17 protein-coding genes are annotated in these 17442 nt (G+C 48.9%); all 17 read left to right on the forward strand.

The genetic code is table 11. The features are described 5' to 3' along the window. The first annotated feature begins 1 nt into the window (after nt 1). Nucleotides 2-1261 (forward strand): O-antigen translocase, encoded by a 1260-nt coding sequence (locus JFT63_RS20245; RefSeq protein WP_133633414.1) that lies wholly within the window; start codon nt 2-4, stop codon nt 1259-1261. 13 nt (nt 1262-1274) lie between these two features. Then, nucleotides 1275-2723, forward strand: coding sequence for a hypothetical protein (locus tag JFT63_RS20250; RefSeq protein WP_198844614.1), 1449 nt, complete (start codon nt 1275-1277; stop codon nt 2721-2723). 56 nt (nt 2724-2779) lie between these two features. Then, nucleotides 2780-3955 (forward strand): hypothetical protein, encoded by a 1176-nt coding sequence (locus JFT63_RS20255; protein WP_186562360.1) that lies wholly within the window; start codon nt 2780-2782, stop codon nt 3953-3955. Then, nucleotides 3930-4805, forward strand: coding sequence for a hypothetical protein (locus tag JFT63_RS20260; RefSeq protein WP_186562358.1), 876 nt, complete (start codon nt 3930-3932; stop codon nt 4803-4805). Before JFT63_RS20255 ends, JFT63_RS20260 begins: the two co-directional genes overlap by 26 nt. Further along, complete coding sequence (locus JFT63_RS20265; RefSeq protein WP_186562356.1) at nt 4805-5506, forward strand: acyltransferase; 702 nt, start codon at nt 4805-4807, stop codon at nt 5504-5506. The genes JFT63_RS20260 and JFT63_RS20265 overlap by 1 nt, the downstream gene beginning before the upstream one ends. Then, the gene (locus tag JFT63_RS29975; protein ID WP_198844615.1) at nt 5506-6600 is read left to right on the forward strand and encodes a glycosyltransferase family 4 protein; all 1095 of its coding nucleotides are present in this window, start codon (nt 5506-5508) and stop codon (nt 6598-6600) included. The genes JFT63_RS20265 and JFT63_RS29975 overlap by 1 nt, the downstream gene beginning before the upstream one ends. Beyond that, complete coding sequence (locus JFT63_RS20275) at nt 6590-7696, forward strand: DUF1972 domain-containing protein (protein WP_198844616.1); 1107 nt, start codon at nt 6590-6592, stop codon at nt 7694-7696. The genes JFT63_RS29975 and JFT63_RS20275 overlap by 11 nt, the downstream gene beginning before the upstream one ends. Nucleotides 7697-7698: 2 nt before the next feature. Next, nucleotides 7699-8709 carry a UDP-glucose 4-epimerase family protein gene (locus tag JFT63_RS20280; protein WP_233102363.1) on the forward strand — a complete coding sequence of 337 codons (1011 nt, stop codon included), beginning with the start codon at nt 7699-7701 and terminating at the stop codon, nt 8707-8709. Further along, nucleotides 8702-9808 carry an acyltransferase family protein gene (locus tag JFT63_RS20285; protein ID WP_198844617.1) on the forward strand — a complete coding sequence of 369 codons (1107 nt, stop codon included), beginning with the start codon at nt 8702-8704 and terminating at the stop codon, nt 9806-9808. Before JFT63_RS20280 ends, JFT63_RS20285 begins: the two co-directional genes overlap by 8 nt. A gap of 27 nt (nt 9809-9835) precedes the next feature. Continuing rightward, complete coding sequence (locus JFT63_RS20290) at nt 9836-10396, forward strand: sugar transferase (RefSeq protein WP_198708489.1); 561 nt, start codon at nt 9836-9838, stop codon at nt 10394-10396. A gap of 119 nt (nt 10397-10515) precedes the next feature. Next, on the forward strand, nt 10516-12513 hold the full coding sequence (locus tag JFT63_RS20295; protein ID WP_166644894.1) for a polysaccharide biosynthesis protein: 1998 nt from the start codon (nt 10516-10518) through the stop codon (nt 12511-12513). Between the two features lie 195 nt (nt 12514-12708). After that, on the forward strand, nt 12709-13776 hold the full coding sequence (locus tag JFT63_RS20300; protein WP_133633423.1) for a carboxylate--amine ligase: 1068 nt from the start codon (nt 12709-12711) through the stop codon (nt 13774-13776). Beyond that, nucleotides 13773-14669: an NAD-dependent epimerase/dehydratase family protein gene (locus tag JFT63_RS20305; RefSeq protein WP_133633424.1), complete on the forward strand. Its 897-nt coding sequence runs from the start codon at nt 13773-13775 to the stop codon at nt 14667-14669. The genes JFT63_RS20300 and JFT63_RS20305 overlap by 4 nt, the downstream gene beginning before the upstream one ends. Further along, a complete protein-coding gene (locus JFT63_RS20310) occupies nt 14666-15274 on the forward strand; it encodes an HAD hydrolase-like protein (RefSeq protein ID WP_186562344.1) in 609 nt (202 codons plus the stop codon). The genes JFT63_RS20305 and JFT63_RS20310 overlap by 4 nt, the downstream gene beginning before the upstream one ends. 162 nt (nt 15275-15436) lie before the next feature. Further along, complete coding sequence (locus JFT63_RS20315; protein ID WP_057703809.1) at nt 15437-15769, forward strand: ComEA family DNA-binding protein; 333 nt, start codon at nt 15437-15439, stop codon at nt 15767-15769. Between the two features lie 140 nt (nt 15770-15909). After that, nucleotides 15910-16554: a GntR family transcriptional regulator gene (locus tag JFT63_RS20320; protein ID WP_198844618.1), complete on the forward strand. Its 645-nt coding sequence runs from the start codon at nt 15910-15912 to the stop codon at nt 16552-16554. 14 nt (nt 16555-16568) lie between these two features. Then, entirely contained in the window at nt 16569-17417 is an 849-nt protein-coding gene (locus tag JFT63_RS20325) for an urea carboxylase-associated family protein (protein WP_198844619.1), read from the forward strand. Nucleotides 17418-17442: the final 25 nt, after the last annotated feature.

Below are 17442 nucleotides of genomic sequence, written 5' to 3' on the forward strand. Positions count from 1 at the left end.
TATGACGCTGCTTCGAACGAGCTTTCTCAACGGTATTGCCGTCATTATCAAGATGCTCACGTTGCTGGGCATTAACAAGATGCTCGCCATTTATGTAGGGCCTTCCGGGTATGCTGCGTTAGGCCAGTTTCAAAATGCTGTGCAAATGGTGACGACGTTTTCGACCGGCGCTATCAGCAATGGGGTGACCAAATACACTGCTGAATATAAAGACGACGAGGACGCACAGCGTCGGGTGTGGCGTACTGCAGGAACGATCGCATTAATCGGCTCGGTTGTAACATCCATACTGATTGTCTGTTTCAGCAAGCCGCTGGCGGTGTGGTGTTTTAATGATGAGTCTTTGTACAGCGTCTTTATCTGGTGCGCTGCTACAGTCGTGTTCTTCTCCTTCAATACCTTGCTGCTCGCTATTCTCAATGGCAAAAAGGAAATCAGCCGATATATCCTGGCCAATATAGGGGGGAGTCTTCTTTCCTTATTGGTCACTATCATCATGGTCGTACAATACGGGCTCTATGGTGCATTGATTTCCCTTGTGCTCTATCAATCCATTGCCTTCTTTGTGACGTGTTTGCTGTGCTATAGAACACCGTGGTTTCGATTTTCGAATTTGCTCGGCCGATTGGACAAGCAAATTGCCATAAACTTGACAAAGTTCACCGCTATGGCGCTCACCACGGCGGCATGTGTGCCAGTCAGTCATATTTTGGTACGGAACTATCTGGGGTCGGAATTTGGGTGGGAGACCGCTGGGTATTGGGAGGCCATGTGGCGTCTCAGTACCGCCTATTTGCTGTTGGTGACGACAACGTTGGGCTTGTATTTTCTGCCTAAGTTGTCAGAACTGGTCAATCCAGAGGATATCAGGAAGGAGATCGTGCAAGGCTATAAGCTGATTTTGCCAGTTGCGATGATCTGTGGCTTGGTGATTTACCTCATGAGAGACTTCATTATCGGGCTACTGTTTACCGATGCGTTCAGCCCGATGAGAGATTTCTTCGCCTGGCAGATGCTGGGCGATACGTTGAAAATCGCTAGTTGGATACTTGCCTACCTAATGCTGGGTAAAGCGATGGTTAAGATGTACATCGTTACAGAAGTGATTTTTGCGTTCGGGTTTTATTTGCTTACGATCGTGTTGACAAAGGTGGGTGGGCCGATTGGTGTAACGTGGGCTCACGCAGTTAACTACGGTGTTTACTTGGTAGTCATGTACTTTCTTATTTATAGAAAGCTAAATCAAAATAATGCTGTGTGAGGTCTTTTTGCCCATGAGTCGCTTGCTACCCTCACTTCGCGATTTAATTTTAACGCAAAAAGATATCAATAAGAGTATTGAGTTGGCCGAGGCCTATGGGGCAATACTTTGGGCGGTTGATAAGGGGGTTTACGATGATCCAGAACTGGAGGCCTTGTTAACCAACCGGTGCATGAGCTTGGTTCATGAAGATGACATTGTCGCACCTTCGAAAGATTGTATTCATCTGATATCCGAGCCTTATTTGATCGGAGGGCATACCCGGCTGATGGAACAGCTTGCTACGATGCACTCGGAAAAGCCTGACCTGTTGATAACCCGCCAAAGTGATGACGCTGCGATTGAGCGTACTCGTGTCTTTTTTAATGAGTGCACTGTCTTACAGTTCCGTACGCCATTGCAGAAAGTCACTGAAATTATAGAGTGTCTGAAAGCCTATAAGAGGGTGGTTTTGCATATCCATCCGGACGACATGACTACGGTCATTGCCTGCAATATTCTAAAAGGCATGACGAATGCAAAAATCTTTTTTGTGAATCATGCCGATCATGTCTTCACTTACGGCAGTTCTGTTGCGGACGTCTATTTCGAAATCAGCACGTTTGGTCAGCAGCGGGATAAAAAGAAAAATATTTCAGGGGTAAAGTCCTTTTTGGGCATCCCGTTGAGCACTCGCTTAGTCAAGAAAGCACATCGCCTGCCTGCGAAAGATGATGCATTGAACTTTTTTAGCGCGGCGTCACCCTTCAAATTCAAACCGGTCAAAAACTATGATTCAAGGCCTACGATTCACCGGGTTTTGTCAGAGTTTAAAAACGCCACTTTCTGGATAGTTGGAGCCAATCCCTACACCAATATCTGGTGGTGGCCGTTAAAGCTTAGATATCGGCGGCGCTTTCAAATTTTATCGTCGGTGCCGTATGAGAGCTACCTGAAACTCTTGGATGGCGCTGATTTTTACGTTGATAGCTATCCAACGCCCGGTGGTACCGCATTTGCAGAGCAGCTCGTGAGCGGCCGTCGTTGTGTGGGTCTTCGCGCGCCGATACAAGGTTATTCACCTGCGGACAATCTTAAAAGTAAAAACATAGATGATTTAATGACGAGCATTCTCCAGTGTGACAATGACCCAGCGGTAATTGAGTCAGTTTACGCCGTGAATGGCTATGACGCTGTTAAGTCTCGCTACTTAGCGTGTCTTTATGACGACGTGTTATGCGCTAACGAGATGGAGCGTTATGTGGCATGGACGGGGGATGTTGCTGCATATGAGCAGACAGGGAAAATTACCTCGGCTATTCCCCCAGAGGTAATTGCGAAGTTGATAAGTTTCGATAAAGGTTTTTTGTTGCCTGTATTGCATGAGTTGAGTACAGTGCAGAAAGTTAAGATGGTGTTCAAGTTAGCGCTTTTGAGGATTAAAAGTTTAACCGGGAAAGACGTAGGATCGGACAAGGCATGAGGGCACTAGCGCTGCGTTTTTTTATAATATTGCTCTTGTTTTCGGATTACCTTATCTTGACCTTTCATACGCCTGCTGTTTTTGCGGCTTGGCGCGAGGGTGCGGTACTGTTCTATATACTGCTGACAGTGCTGATCGTGTTTTTTCAGGCTGGTACTCAGCATTCAATACCGCGCAAGTATAAAGAACAGTTGCTGATATTTGCTTTTTTCCTCATGTTTTATGTGCTGTGCGGTGAGCTTACCGATGGATCATTTCGCATGTTTCGCTCCTTTGCGATGCCTATTATTTTTGCGTTGATGGTGAATGCGATATGTCGGGATTTAGAGCTTGAAGTAAAGCTGAGATTGATATTTTCCACGCTGGTGGCCGTGACACTTATTTGTGGTGGTTATGCCGTATATCAATATCTCACTATCACTGGTGCTGAGCAGTTCTGGTATTGGCCCCTGCTAACCGAAAAAGGCTTTGAGTTAGAAGCGTACAACTCTATGAGGGAGGGAAGTGCCAGGATGTCCGGGTTCTTTACCGGTACCCTTGAATTCAATGCCTTTGTTTTGAATACGGCGCTATTTGCCAGTTGTCTGCTCGTGCAGGCGATCAGGAAAGGAAAGTACACCTTAAGTTTTATCGGGTATGTGCTGGTCGTTATTTTTTCAACGCTGGTGATTTGTTATGGCTCAGTCAGAACTGCCGTTATCGGAATGGTGTCTGCGGTATTCTTCTTGATCGTACTGCAGATGTTCAAGCGGAAAATGCTTATTAATGCGTTGGGTTACAGCTATTTCGTAATGTTTACAAGTTCCATATTTCTCTACCTGGCCTTGGGGTACACCGACGATTTGTCCGCCTTGGACCGCGTACGGCAGTGGTATGTGGTTCTCGAATCATTGGGCTCTATGCCGCTGGGCCTGGGCTTCGGCGCCATAGGGCCTGGTCAGGCACACTGGTATGATTCGCTGTGGTTGAATCTCCTGGCCTCCACGGGCTATCTTGGGCTGACCATTATGATCGGCTTAATTCTATTTTACGCCAAGATCGTCGCGGTGACGCAGCAGTTACGTGTAGGAGGCAGCGCGTTTATGACTGGCGTCGCTGACTATCTAGTCATCAGCTACCCATTTTTCCTTAGCAGTTTCTTCTTCCAGTCTTACACCAATAGTGTCGTATTGTATCTATTTGTGCTGGTTATAGTGGTGGTAATGTATGACTCAAAATATCGTAAAATCTAAGCTTTCGATATTGATTGTTCTTTATAAGCGGCATTATAAGGATTCGGCTGCTATAACAACATTGCTGGAGTGTGCTAGCTACTTTTGCGAAAAAGGCATTGAAGTCGATTTTTTTGTGTGGAATAACACACCGCAGTGTTCGCCCCGTTTGGTCAGGGAAGGGCTGACTTGGCTGGAAGGTAATAATGAAGGGTTGTCTCATATCTATAATCGTGTCGCCGCACAGGCGTTTGCGGCCGGTGCGACACATTTCATGATTTCAGATGATGATACTGATTATTCCTCGCAGAGTTATGTTGGCGAGATCGCCACTGCAATTGAGTTTGAAGCGAAGTCGTCGCCTGATGCATTTGGAGTAATTCTGCCAAAGATTTACTCAGGGGCAAACCTGGTGAGCCCAGGTGAGCGTTTCTGGTTTTTCGGTCGCTTGTCACCAAGCGTAGAGAGTGGCATAAACTCTTCTGCCAATAAGCTTGCGATCAACAGTGGAGTAATATTCACAAAAGCTTGTTATGTGCGAATGATGCCACTCTTTGATGAGCGCCTTAAGTTTTATGCTACGGATACCGAGTTCTTCGTGAGGTATGAGACGTATTACCCGCAATTTTACGTGTTGGGTACAGCGCTACAGCATGATCTTTCTGAGCATACGTCCGATAACGCCGAGCGTGCTGTTTTTCGGTTCCAGGAAATGATTCGTGGTTTTCGGGTGATCTTTGAGCGTAAAAATTACTTTTTTCGTCTAATCATGGAGGCTTATTTGTTGATTTCTTCCTTGAGGAAAAGTGTCTCGTATAAAGAGGCTGAGTTTTTTCGTTCATATATTTCATCTTTTAAAGAGAGAAGATAATGTTGATAGAATTGGTTGAGTTTCTTTCTTTGAAAATCAGGAAGCGAGGCATCAAGCTCGATAGGCGAATTCCAGATAGTTATCTCTTTGACTTCGTTCTTTCTAAAGCGTTTATGGTCATAAATGGCTTCATGAAATTCAGGCGTCTTTCGGTCATCCTAGTAGGCAAGCGCGTTACCGTAAAGGCACGCTCACTGATCTTCGGAGGGGAAGGCCTCGTGATTGATGAGGGATGCTTTATCGACGCGTTGGCAGTCAAGGGTATTACCTTCGGTCGCGGGGTTTCCTTGAAGAAAAATGTTATTATCGAATGCACGGGGAGTCTGACCAAATTAGGTGAGGGGCTTTCGGTCGGTAACAATGTTGGCATCGGCAGCGGCAGCTTCTTGGGCTGCGCAGGTGGTATCACTATTGGCGATGACACGATCATTGGTAACTATGTGTCCTTCCATTCGGAAAATCATAATTTTGCTGACCCTGCAACGCCTATCCGTCTTCAAGGGGTGAACAACACAGGCATCCATATTGGAAGTAACTGCTGGATTGGCGCCAAAGTGACCGTGCTGGATGGTGTCTTTCTCGAGGATGGTTGTGTGATCGCGGCTGGAGCCGTTTTAAAGGCTGGACGATACGCCTCAAACTCAATTTATGCGGGCGTCCCTGCGAAGCGAATAAAAGAACGTAGCGAAAAGGATGTGTAGTGAAAAAAATTATATTTTTTCATTTGCTCAATGACTATAGCGGGAGTCCAAAAGTTCTCTCGCAGGTTATTGAAGCTGTATCGAAGAAAGGTATCCAGGCCGAGTTGTTTTTGGGCGGGAAAGGGAGCGCGGGCTTTCTTTCTTCGGCACCTTGCGTCCAGCGTCGCTACTTTTACAAGCGATTTGATAATAAGTTTTTAACACTGATTAGTTATAGCTTATCGCAACTGGTGTTGTTTTTTAAATTGTTGAAGTACAGGCGGTCCGAGGCAGTTTTCTACGTTAATACATTACTGCCTTTTGGTGCGGCATTAGCAGGAAGGCTGCTGGGAGTCAAGGTTGTTTATCATATTCACGAAACATCGATACGGCCATTGCCTTTAAAAGTGTTTTTGCGTTTGATAGTTGAGAAGTGCTCAAGCGTGAATATATTTGTATCGCACTTTCTTGCGAACACTGAAGGCTTTTCCAGGATTGCAAGCAGTGTTGTTTATAATGCGATCCCCTCGGAAATGAGCCGCATCGCCGAGCGTCATGTTTATCAATCCACGCCAGATGGAAGGTTTGGCGTGCTGATGATTTGCTCTTTGAAAGCTTACAAGGGTGTTAATGAATTTGTAAAGATTGCTCGTTTGTTAAGCGCCCATCCGGTCCTTAAATTTACTCTGATTCTCGGGGCCACTGAAAATGAGGTGTCCGAGTTTTTTTCGAGTACAGTCATTCCCGACAATCTAACTATTGTCCCCGGTTGCGCAGACGTCGTGCCTTATTACCAAAAGGCAAGTGTTTTACTCAGCCTTTCGAAGCCGACTGAATGGGTTGAAACCTTCGGCCTGACGATTCTTGAGGGGCTTTCATTTGGCATTCCATGCATCGTTCCCCCGGTAGGAGGGCCCGTTGAACTGGTGTCCGAAGACTCTGAGGGGTACTTGATGGCTTCTGATCGAGTCGAAGATATTGCTGCCAAACTGGTATTTCTCCAAGAAAACCCGGATGTTTGTTACCGCCTATCTGAAGCGGCGAGGGTGAAGTCACTTAGTTTCTCAAGTGAACAATTTGAAAGTGGTGTGCTCGGGGTGTTTGATGGGATTTAAATTTGCAGTCATTGGTACGGTTGGCCTTCCCGCACAATACGGTGGGTGGGAAACGCTGTCAGAGCAACTGGTGACCTACCTGGATCGTGAGTACGAGATTTCGGTGTATTGCAGCTCGAAATCCTATGTGTCTCAACCCAAGAAATACGGCAATGCTGATTTGATTTATGTACCGTTGAAGGCCAATGGTGTACAAAGTATTCCCTATGACATAGTCAGCATGTTGCATGCTTATCGAAAAAATGATGTGCTGGTAATACTGGGGGTTTCCGGTTGTATTGCACTACCATTCATCAAAATGCTGACGAAGAAAAAGATCGTCGTCAATATCGATGGCTATGAATGGAAACGGGCAAAGTGGTCGCCCCTGGCCAAGAAATTCTTGAAATTTTCGGAGGCTGTGGCAGTCAAGTATTCTGACGCCGTGGTCACTGATAACCAGGTTCTTCAGGACTATGTGCGTAGCGAATATGGTCGAGAAAGTACCCTTATTGCTTATGGTGGTGATCAGGCCAAAACACGTGCGTTGACTGACGAAGATCGGGCGCGCTATCCGTTTCTACAAAATCCCTATGCGTTTTCTGTCTGCAGGATTGAACCTGAAAATAATATCCATATTGTTGTCGAAGCCTTCCACACGAGCGGACTTCCACTGGTCATCGTCGGCAATTGGAAGCAGAGTGAATATGGCAAGGCGCTCCAGGATAAATACGCAGGCGCAGAGAACCTCCACCTGCTGGACCCCATCTACAACGGTGATGAACTAAGTCCGTTGCGCAGCAATGCCACTATCTATATTCACGGTCACAGCGCAGGTGGAACCAACCCGTCCCTGGTTGAGGCTATGTGGTTGAGCCTGCCGATCATCGCATTCGATGTGTCGTTCAATCGTGCCTCTACCGAGGACGGTGCCAAGTTTTTCGCTTCCAGCGAGTCGCTTATAGATCACGCGTCCATGCTATTCGCTGACGAAGCGGCGCGGGCAGAGCTGAGTAAAAAAATGCATGAAGTTGCAGTTCGTCGTTATCGTTGGGAAGGGGTATCTTCTCAATACGATAAATTATTCAAACAACTGCTGTCATCCGATAGGGCTTGATCATGTCATATGGTTTGAGTGGCAGCCCTATTTCTCTAATGCCGAAGATTCTTCTAACCGGCGGTACAGGTTTTGTAGGGCGCCCCCTGCTTGAAGCCTTGGTCAATGCCAACTACCCCGTTGTCAACGTGACGCGAAAACATGCCGCCACTGTACCCCCCGGTGTTCAGCATTGCATTATCCCATCGCTGTCAGAGGACAACGACTGGAGTGTCGCATTGCAGGGAGTGGAGGTTGTGGTCCACTCCGCGGGCCGTGCTCACATCATGAACGAAACGCATAGCAATCCGTTGCAGGCCTTTCGACAGGTGAACGTTGATGCCACGCTCAATCTTGCCCGGCAGGCTGCGCAGGCTGGCGTTAAGCGGTTTATCTATATCAGCTCTGTCAAGGTCAACGGTGAGGAGACCGACGGCCGCCGTGCTTTCAAGCCATCGGATGCCCCCGCACCGCTTGACGACTATGGAGTGTCCAAGCTTGAGGCCGAGCAGGCATTGATGGGGCTGGCGAGGAAAACCTCAATGGACGTAGTAATCATCAGGCCTGTGTTGGTGTACGGCCCGGGTGTAAAAGCTAATTTCGAAAAGATGTTAGCTACCGTTAACAAAGGCCTTCCTTTGCCACTACGTACAATTAATAATCGTCGGAGTCTGGTGTTCATCGATAATCTGATCGATTTGATTTGCTTGTGCATTCATCACCCAAAGGCAGTTAATCGCGTATTTTTGGTCAGTGATGGCGAAGACTTATCCATAGGCCAGATTCTGGAAAAGCTTGCTGTGGCGATGAACAAAAAATCCCGTATATTTGCGTTCCCGCAGTCCCTCTTGGGGCTGGCCGCATCGGTGGTGGGCAAGAAAGAATTTTTTCAACGCCTGTGTGGGTCGCTTCAAGTAGATATTACGGATACGCAAGAACTTCTGGGCTGGGTGCCACCTGTCAGCGTTGATGACGCTTTTGCTATTACGGCTCGTTATTATCAAGATGAGCAAAATGGAATTTCCCATGGCTAATCTAGAAGAGAGTCTCAACGACCGGCAGAATAACTTCAATTTTATCCGCATGGTTGCGGCTTTTTTTGTTTTGGTTTCTCACGCCTATCCGCTTTCACGTGGCGCGGGTGAGGTCGAACCGCTGGTAGCTCAACTTGGTATCTCGCTCGGAGGATTAGGCGTATTTACCTTTTTTTGCATTTCTGGATTTTTTATATCGCTGAGTTATCAGCGATCAAAGAACGCGGTTGATTTTGTCGTTGCTAGATTTTTACGGCTGTATCCAGCGCTTCTGGTGGTGCTGGTTTTAACTGCCTGTGTCATAGGCCCGTTTTTTTCAAATCTGAACGCGCATGATTATTTCTCCTCACCTGAGGTTTATAGCTATGTGACGGCCAACCTGAAATTGAAGAGTATTCAGTTTCAGTTGCCAGGCTTGTTCCAGGACAATCCATACCCGGGGATAAATGGGTCGTTGTGGACGCTGTATTATGAAGTCTTGCTGTACGCCTTGGTTTTGGTGCTGGGGATCCTGGGCGTTTTGAAAAGGCTACGCCGAATTACAGTGTTTTTTGTGGTGTACTTTTCATTTTATTTTGCATTTAAATTCTTGCTGCAGGGGGAACTTATCAGTCCCGGTTTTCAGACCCGTACATGGGTGCAGTGGAGTTTCGCATTCGTAGTAGGTATGCTGCTTTATGCATACAGGTTCAATATTCGCCTAGATTATCGTATAGTCGGCACCTGTTGGTTAGTGACGATTTTTTTATACCCGTCGCCTGTTTTCGTTGAGGCTTTTGTGGCGGCCTGGAGTTACACAGTATTCTGGTTCGCCTTCAATACGCAATGGTTTGCTCGTCAGTTTAATCGGTTGGGAGACTATTCTTATGGCCTGTATATCTACGCCTTTCCAACACAAGAGATTTTAGCGCACGTCTGGAAGGGTATATCGCCAGTGGCGATGATCCTGGTGGCTTTGCCACTAGCGCTTATTCCCGCAGTACTTTCCTGGCACTTTATTGAGCATCCTTGTATTTTGCGTAAAAGGGCAATCGCCGAGCGATTGTCTCAATCCCTCGCCAAAGTGGCGAGAATGGTTACTCAATACTCAACTCGATAGCTCTGAATTTAGAGGTTGGTGTTCAACATGAAGCGTTTTTTTGATCTTTTACTGAGCCTTTTTGCATTACTCATACTCCTCATCCCGATTGTACTTGTCACCGTCGCGGTAAAATTGACGTCAAAAGGACCTGCTCTCTATTGGTCCGATCGGGTGGGGATGAATAATGCCGTCTTCAAGATGCCAAAGTTTCGCTCAATGCGCACGGGAACCCCAGCGGTCGCCACGCATTTGCTGCAGGACCCGGCCCAGTATCTTACGCCGATTGGAAATTTTCTGAGAAAGTCCAGCCTGGATGAGTTGCCTCAGTTGTGGAGCATCATCGCCGGTGACATGAGTTTTGTCGGGCCTAGGCCAGCACTTTTCAACCAGGCAGATCTTATTGCCTTGCGCACCGAGCAAGGCGTACATCTCATCCGGCCGGGTCTCACAGGCTGGGCGCAGGTGAACGGACGGGACGAGTTGCCGATACCGGTTAAGGTTGGCTATGATGCCTATTACGCGAAAAATATGGGTTTGTTTTTCGATCTGAAAATCCTTTTTTTGACAGCTTTGAAGGTGCTCAAGCGCGATGGCGTTTCCCATTGAAGCTGTAGAACCTATATGACGGGCTTGTTCAGGCAGGCACCGTACAGTGTGTTTTTTGTTCTGCGTTTATTGCGCGGTCGACAAGAATTTTGATCAAACGCAAGGACCGTAGGTGAATCATGATTAACCGGTTGCGCACTTGGCTATTGAAACTGCCTCGTCACAAGAAACGACTGATACAGGTAGTTGCGGACGTTGTCCTGGTTTTTCTGGCGCTGTGGATGGCGTTTGTTGTTCGCCTCGGCATTGATGAGATGATCAACCCGGTCAAAATGCATCTTTGGCTGTTCTTGGCTGCACCGGTGGTGGCTATTCCGCTTTTTATTCGCTTTGGTATGTATCGTGCTGTCATGCGCTATTTTGGCAATGATGCACTGGTAGCGATTATCAAGGCTGTCAGTCTTTCATCACTGATTTTAGGTGTTGTGGTCTACTGGTACAGTAACCATCAAAATGTCGTGCCCCGCTCAATCATCTTCAATTATTGGTGGTTAAGTTTGATCATGGTCGGCGGTCTGCGCTTGATCATGCGCCAGTACTTTTTGGGCGATTGGTTTGCGGCGGCACAGCATGTGCCATTTACCAGCCGTGAAGACGGCCTTCCGCGTGTCGCGATCTATGGTGCCGGTGCGGCGGGCAATCAACTGGTCGCAGCACTGCGCATGGGGCGCGTTATGCGTCCAGTGGCATTCATCGATGACGATACCACCATTTCCGATCGTGTCATTTCCGGGCTTCAAGTCTATAAGGCCAAGCATATCCAGCGCATGATCGATGTCACGGGAGCGCAGGAAGTTCTGTTGGCCATTCCATCGTCAAGCCGTGGGCGGCGCCGCGAGATTCTTGGTTTTCTGGAGGGCTTCCCACTCCACGTTCGCAGCGTTCCCGGTTTTATGGACCTCGCCAGCGGCCGAGTCAAAGTTGACGATATTCAAGAAGTCGATATCGCTGACTTGCTCGGCCGTGATTCGGTGCCTGCCCAAGATGAACTGCTCGAGCACTGTATCAAAGGGCAGAATGTGCTTGTAACCGGTGCGGGCGGGTCAATTGGTTCTGAGCTGTGCCGGCAAATTCTCGAACTCAAGCCTATGACCCTGCTGTTGTTCGAGCACAGTGAGTTCAATCTCTACAGCATTCTTTCTGAGCTTGAACAGCGTATTACCCGGAATTCATTGCCGGTCAAATTACTCCCGATATTGGGGTCCGTGCGTGATCAGGCAAAGTTGCTTGACGTGATGAAGACCTGGCGTGTCGACACGGTTTACCACGCGGCGGCGTATAAGCATGTACCCATTGTCGAGCACAACATTGCAGAAGGTGTGTTGAATAATGTTATTGGCACACTGAACACCGCTCAAGCGGCACTTCAGGCTGGCGCATCGAATTTTGTCCTGATTTCGACGGATAAGGCTGTTCGACCAACCAATGTCATGGGTAGCACCAAGCGTCTGGCTGAACTCACCCTTCAAGCTTTGAGTCGTGAGCTTGCCCCCGTGCTGTTCGGTGACAAGTCCAATGTCTCCCGGGTGAATAAAACCCGCTTCACGATGGTGAGATTCGGCAACGTCCTGGGTTCTTCCGGCTCTGTAATCCCGTTGTTCCATAAGCAGATCAAATCTGGCGGTCCGTTAACGGTTACCCACCCGAAAATAACCCGCTACTTCATGACCATTCCCGAAGCGGCGCAACTGGTTATACAGGCTGGGTCCATGGGCCTTGGGGGTGATGTGTTCGTCCTCGATATGGGCGAACCCGTGAAGATTGTCGAGCTGGCCGAAAAGATGATTCATCTGTCCGGGTTGAGTGTACGTTCTGACAAGAACCCTCACGGTGACATCGCTATCGAGTTCTCGGGTTTGCGTCCTGGTGAAAAGCTGTACGAAGAGTTGTTGATCGGTGACAACGTGGTGGCAACGCAGCACCCAATGATTATGAGTGCCAACGAGGATCATCTGCCTTGGGAGACGCTAAAGATCAAATTGACGGAATTGCTTGCAGCGGTCGATCAGGATGACTATAGCCGAGTCCGCCAACTGTTACGTGATACCGTCAGTGGTTACACTCCGGATGGTGAAATCGTTGATTGGATTTACCAGCAACGGCGATTGGAACCATAGTGTTTTAGCGCGCAATGCTTAAGCCAGGCGTGTGTCTATACTGGTGTTCCAGTAACATACGCCGGTCATGCGGGCATCTTGAATTACCCGGTTGTCTGGATCACATGTACATCACTGGCTCCAATTTTTATTGGTCATTAAAAGAATTTATTTTTGCGCAGTTCAAGTGCTGTGCTTCACAGATGGGAGTCTCAAATGTCTAAAATACTTATCGCAGGGGCCGGTGGCGCACCTTCTGAAGGCGTTATTAACTCCCTTATGATGGGCCGCAAAGGCGAGACTGTCATCGGTATGGGATCCGAACCTTCTGATCTTGCATTATCCAAAGCGAGCAAAAAGTTTTATATTCCATACGCCAACTCTCCAGAGTACAAGCAGAAGTTGCTGCAATTGCTTGAGGCCGAAAAGCCTGACTTGGTGCATTTCCAGAATGATTTGGAGATCTTTCACGCCTCTTTGATACGCGATGATATATTGGCAACGGGCACCAAGCTTTTCATGCCTGACCACGACGTCATTGATACCTGCGTGCATAAGCACAAGTCGTATGAAGCATTCAAACAGGCAGGCGTGCCTGTACCTCGCAATATTATGATCAATGACGAACAGGATCTTAAAGAGGCATTTAAAGCACTGGGTAACGCCGATGGAAAAATTTGGTTGCGTGCATCTTCTATCGGTGGTGGCGGTAAGGGTGCCATACCTACCAATGATTTTACACTGGCGAAGGCCTGGATTGATCATTACAAAGGGTGGGGCGACTTCGTCGCCGCTGAGTTGCTTACGCCAGATACTATTACATGGCTTTCTATATGGCACGAAGGTAACTTGGTCGTTGCGCAGTCTCGTGAGCGTCGCAGCTGGACACACGGCAACCGAAGCATTTCCGGTGTTACTGGCGTCACCAAAGTCGGTGTGACGTGTACCAACGACCAAGCCACTGACATTGCTATTAACTGTGTCAAATCGGTTTCGAAAAAACCACATGGGATATTCGGCGTTGACATGGCTTACGGGTTTGATGGTGTTCCAAACCCTACAGAAATCAATATTTCACGATTTTTTACAACGGTTCAGTTCTTTACAGAAGCGGGTTTGAACATGCCCGAGATCTTTAAGGATATCGCTCTGTATAACGAGTTTCCGCAGCTCGAAACGAAGATTAACCCTTTACCCAATGACTTGATGTGGCTTCGAGGTATGGATACTCGCCCGGTATTGACAACTGAGCAGGGCATTCGTGATGAGATCATATTCTTATGAAAGTCCTGATTACTGGAGCGTCAGGCTTTATCGGGGGACGTCTGCTGGATGCTGCGATAGCGAAATGGGGCAGTACGCACGTTGTTGCATTCAGTTCGCAGACCACCAGTAAATGTCAGAGCGTCGTCTATGACAAGCAGTTGCCTGACTTTGGTCTGAGTCAACAGGACTTCGACAAACTTCAAGAGGTCGAAATTGTCATTCATGCTGGCGCCTACACCCCCAAGAATGGGGCAGAGGCAAATGTCATCGCAGCCTGCAATGAAAATATCTCATTCACAGAAAAACTGCTGAGCCTGCCCTTTAATGCACTGCGAAAAATAGTATTTACGAGCACGCTCGATGTTTACGCTGCAGACACGGTTATCTCGGAGGCCACAGCGACTGTACCTGCTACTTTATATGGCTGGTCGAAGCTGTACTGTGAGCAAATGATCTCTGTATTTGCACGAGAGCAACATATTGATCGGCACATTTTGCGTGTTGGTCATGTGTACGGCCCGGGCGAAGAGAAATATGAAAAATTTCTCCCCAAAACCATCAAGCGTATCTTGGATGCTCAACCTGTCGAGCTGTATGGTGACGGTGCTGAGTTAAGAAGCTTTATTTATATTGATGATGTTGTGCGGTCAATTCTTGCCGCTGTTGAGTTAAATGAGGATGTTGGTGTGGTGAACCTCGTCGGTGGCCACGCGGTGTCAATCAGGTCCGTATTGGATCAGTTGATCCTGCTCAGCGGCGCGCAGGTCGAGGTTGTGCAGCGTGAGTTTAACGGTACCAAAAGAGACTTCGTTTTCGATACAACGCGGTTGAAGAAATATTTGTTGCCCGAAGAGATTGATTTTACATTGGGCTTGAGTACTGAAATTGCCTACTTTAAGAGTCTCATGTGAATATAATCTTCGATCTCGATGGAACGCTAATCGATTCCAAGCCGCGTCTGCATCAGCTTTTTCAACACTTGGTTCCTGAGTCCAAGCTCAGTTTTTCCGAATACTGGGAACTGAAGTTTGCGGGTCACTCCAACGAAACGATAGTGTCAGATCGGTTCGGTTTCAATGCGCGTGCCGTCACTGAATTCAGACGTGACTGGATGGCGCTAATCGAAAGTCCTTCTTTTCTAGAAAGGGATGTTAATTTTACAGGCATACATGAGGCGCTGGACGAGTTAAAAGAGTCAGCGCGGCTGTACGTATGTACGGCTCGTCAGTTCGTCAACCCTGTTCACGTGCAGTTGGAAGCGTTGAATTTACTCGGGTATTTTGACGAGGTGATGGTGACCGAGCAGCGAAATACCAAGGAATTTCTGATTGCTCAGAAGGTGTCCAATTTAACTTCGCATGATTGGGTGGTGGGCGATACAGGAAAAGACGTCCAGGTGGGTATGGCCCTTGGAGTCAATACCTGTGCAGTCCTTACAGGGTTTATGACAGCTGACGCGTTGTCGCGTTACTCTCCTAAAATAATTCTCGAGTCCGTTATCGAATTCAAGCTTTAGCGCTCCTAAATATGTTTAGCACGTAGATCGCACACAGTAGGGCGAGGCCGAGTTACACGTTGTTACCCACTCGCTTTTGACTCTCTCCCAGCATCATCTAAGTTTAAAAAGCAGCTTCGGAAAAGCTGCTTTTTCTCACATTGATGTCATGGAGCGTCACCAATGCAAAACCTCTACATTTCCTCCCTAATCTTCGCCTTCCTCACCAGCCTCTCCGTCGCCACCACCGCTGCGCCGTCCATCAAGCCAGAGCCCCCAACCCCGATCTCCACCCAGATGACCAAGCCCGAGCAATCCTCCAAGGTCAACCTCAACGCCGCCGACGCCGAAACCCTGCGCCGTGATCTGTTTGGTATAGGCGCTTCCAAGGCGAAGGCAATCGTTGCGTATCGCGAAAGCAACGGTCCGTTCACCGCGGTGGATGAGTTACTGGAAGTGAAAGGCATCGGCAAAGCACTGCTGGAGAAGAATCGCGACAGGTTGGTTATCAACTGAGGATGTGAATATCGCCCAGAAGGCCGGTCATTGACCGGCCTTTCCTTTATCGGGCTTGCGTCTATTTCTTTTCAATCATGCATTGGCATGAAACGTGATTACATCCATCTCAACGATTGTTCAACAATCTTGAGGTAACCATGACACTCAGCTTGTCGTTAGCCGACCAAATAGCCCTGGAACTACGCGCCGACATCATCGGCGGGCGGTTGCTGCCGGGTGTTTCGCTCGTCGAGGCGGAGTTAGTCAAGGCGTACAACGCCTCACGCAATACCATCCGTGAGGCGCTGCATCGCCTGGGCCAAGAAGGCCTTACCCGCTATGTCCGCAACAAGGGCGTAATGGTTCGGCGCCTGGAGCGAGCAGAGGTGCGTGATCTCTTCGTAGTCCGCCGCACCCTGGAGTTGCGGGCAATAGCCCAATGTGGCCCGCTGACGGACGCTCAATCAGGCCGTATGCAAAACGCCATCGACGCCACCACCCTGGCCCGGGAGCGCGAGGATTGGCGAGCGGTGGCCACCCACAGTCTTGTGTTCCACCAACAGATCGTCGCGTTGATGGGCAGCCCGTTGTTCGACGAGTTCTTCGCCCAGGTGATTGCCCAGTTGCGTCTGGTGTTTTGCGCTGCGCCGGATGAGCAGCGTTTCCAGTCGCCCTGGCTGGAGCGCGACCTAGAGATATACACACTGTTAACCAGCAACCAAACCCAGGCTGCCAGTGAGGCGATGAGTCTGTACCTGGACGATTCAGAACACCTTTCCCTTGCTTTGTTTGATCACCCTTGATGGAGGATTGCCGCATGTACAAAGACTATCCCGCCGCGTACCAGGTCAGCAAAGGTTCGGCGTTGCAGGTGGATACGGCGTTCTATGAGCGTATTCGTGATCAGAAAGGCCAGCGTACGTTGATCGAACAGTTTGAGGTGCCGATTCGAACGGGGAGGGCGTGGAAGGTGCCCGCCGGGCATGTGTTTCGTGTGACCACGCCGGTTGGCCCGCAGGTGGGGGACTTCAACGTCTGGAATGCCAATGACCCACGCGAACGCTTGTGGGCCGCGCGCACTCGGCAGCTTCAGGGCGCTCATGTCAGTACCCATGACCGGTTGTGGTCGAACCTGCCGTTTCTAAGGCCGCTGGTGACTATTACTGACGACAGCCTCGCCAGCTACGGCATCGATGAGCACGGCGGGCGCCTGCACGACCTGCTTGGCACGCGGTGCGATCCCTATGTGAACCGTATGCTGACCGGGGAGGACTTTCATCACCATTGCCACTCGAATCTGACTCGTGCGGTATTGCCCCACGGCCTGACGGAATTCGACGTGCATGACGTGTTGAATATTTTCCAGTGCACGGGGCTCAATCACGATGACATGTACTTTATGAAAGCCTGTCCGGCGCAGAAGGGCGATTACCTGGAGTTTTTTGCCGAGATTGATTTGCTGTGTGCGTTGTCGACGTGCCCGGGTGGGGATTTGTCGTTGCCGATGTGGGGGCCGGAGGCGCAGGACCCGCTGACGGTGTGTCGTCCGTTGGGGGTTGAGATCTATAGGCTGGAGGATGAGTTGCTCAGTGGTTGGAGCCAGCCGGAGCGTGCGGCCTATAAGGGGCAACATGGGTTGCATATTGCCAAGGCGGAATGGGAGTAGGGGGCTGCTTCGCAGCCCAGCGGGA

Origin of the sequence: Pseudomonas sp. MF7453 (assembly GCF_016405455.1) — a bacterium.
GTDB classification, from domain to species: Bacteria; Pseudomonadota; Gammaproteobacteria; order Pseudomonadales; family Pseudomonadaceae; genus Aquipseudomonas; species Aquipseudomonas paralactis.

What these genes read in the sequence shown, in the direction of transcription:
- JFT63_RS20245 (WP_133633414.1), top strand. Translation starts at nt 2, where the DNA reads ATGACGCTGCTTCGAACGAGCTTTCTCAACGGTATTGCCGTCATTATC.
- JFT63_RS20250 (WP_198844614.1), top strand. Translation starts at nt 1,275, where the DNA reads ATGAGTCGCTTGCTACCCTCACTTCGCGATTTAATTTTAACGCAAAAA.
- JFT63_RS20260 (WP_186562358.1), top strand. Translation starts at nt 3,930, where the DNA reads ATGACTCAAAATATCGTAAAATCTAAGCTTTCGATATTGATTGTTCTT.
- JFT63_RS20265 (WP_186562356.1), top strand. Translation starts at nt 4,805, where the DNA reads ATGTTGATAGAATTGGTTGAGTTTCTTTCTTTGAAAATCAGGAAGCGA.
- JFT63_RS20275 (WP_198844616.1), top strand. Translation starts at nt 6,590, where the DNA reads ATGGGATTTAAATTTGCAGTCATTGGTACGGTTGGCCTTCCCGCACAA.
- JFT63_RS20280 (WP_233102363.1), top strand. Translation starts at nt 7,699, where the DNA reads ATGTCATATGGTTTGAGTGGCAGCCCTATTTCTCTAATGCCGAAGATT.
- JFT63_RS20285 (WP_198844617.1), top strand. Translation starts at nt 8,702, where the DNA reads ATGGCTAATCTAGAAGAGAGTCTCAACGACCGGCAGAATAACTTCAAT.
- JFT63_RS20290 (WP_198708489.1), top strand. Translation starts at nt 9,836, where the DNA reads ATGAAGCGTTTTTTTGATCTTTTACTGAGCCTTTTTGCATTACTCATA.
- JFT63_RS20295 (WP_166644894.1), top strand. Translation starts at nt 10,516, where the DNA reads ATGATTAACCGGTTGCGCACTTGGCTATTGAAACTGCCTCGTCACAAG.
- JFT63_RS20300 (WP_133633423.1), top strand. Translation starts at nt 12,709, where the DNA reads ATGTCTAAAATACTTATCGCAGGGGCCGGTGGCGCACCTTCTGAAGGC.
- JFT63_RS20305 (WP_133633424.1), top strand. Translation starts at nt 13,773, where the DNA reads ATGAAAGTCCTGATTACTGGAGCGTCAGGCTTTATCGGGGGACGTCTG.
- JFT63_RS20315 (WP_057703809.1), top strand. Translation starts at nt 15,437, where the DNA reads ATGCAAAACCTCTACATTTCCTCCCTAATCTTCGCCTTCCTCACCAGC.
- JFT63_RS20320 (WP_198844618.1), top strand. Translation starts at nt 15,910, where the DNA reads ATGACACTCAGCTTGTCGTTAGCCGACCAAATAGCCCTGGAACTACGC.
- JFT63_RS20325 (WP_198844619.1), top strand. Translation starts at nt 16,569, where the DNA reads ATGTACAAAGACTATCCCGCCGCGTACCAGGTCAGCAAAGGTTCGGCG.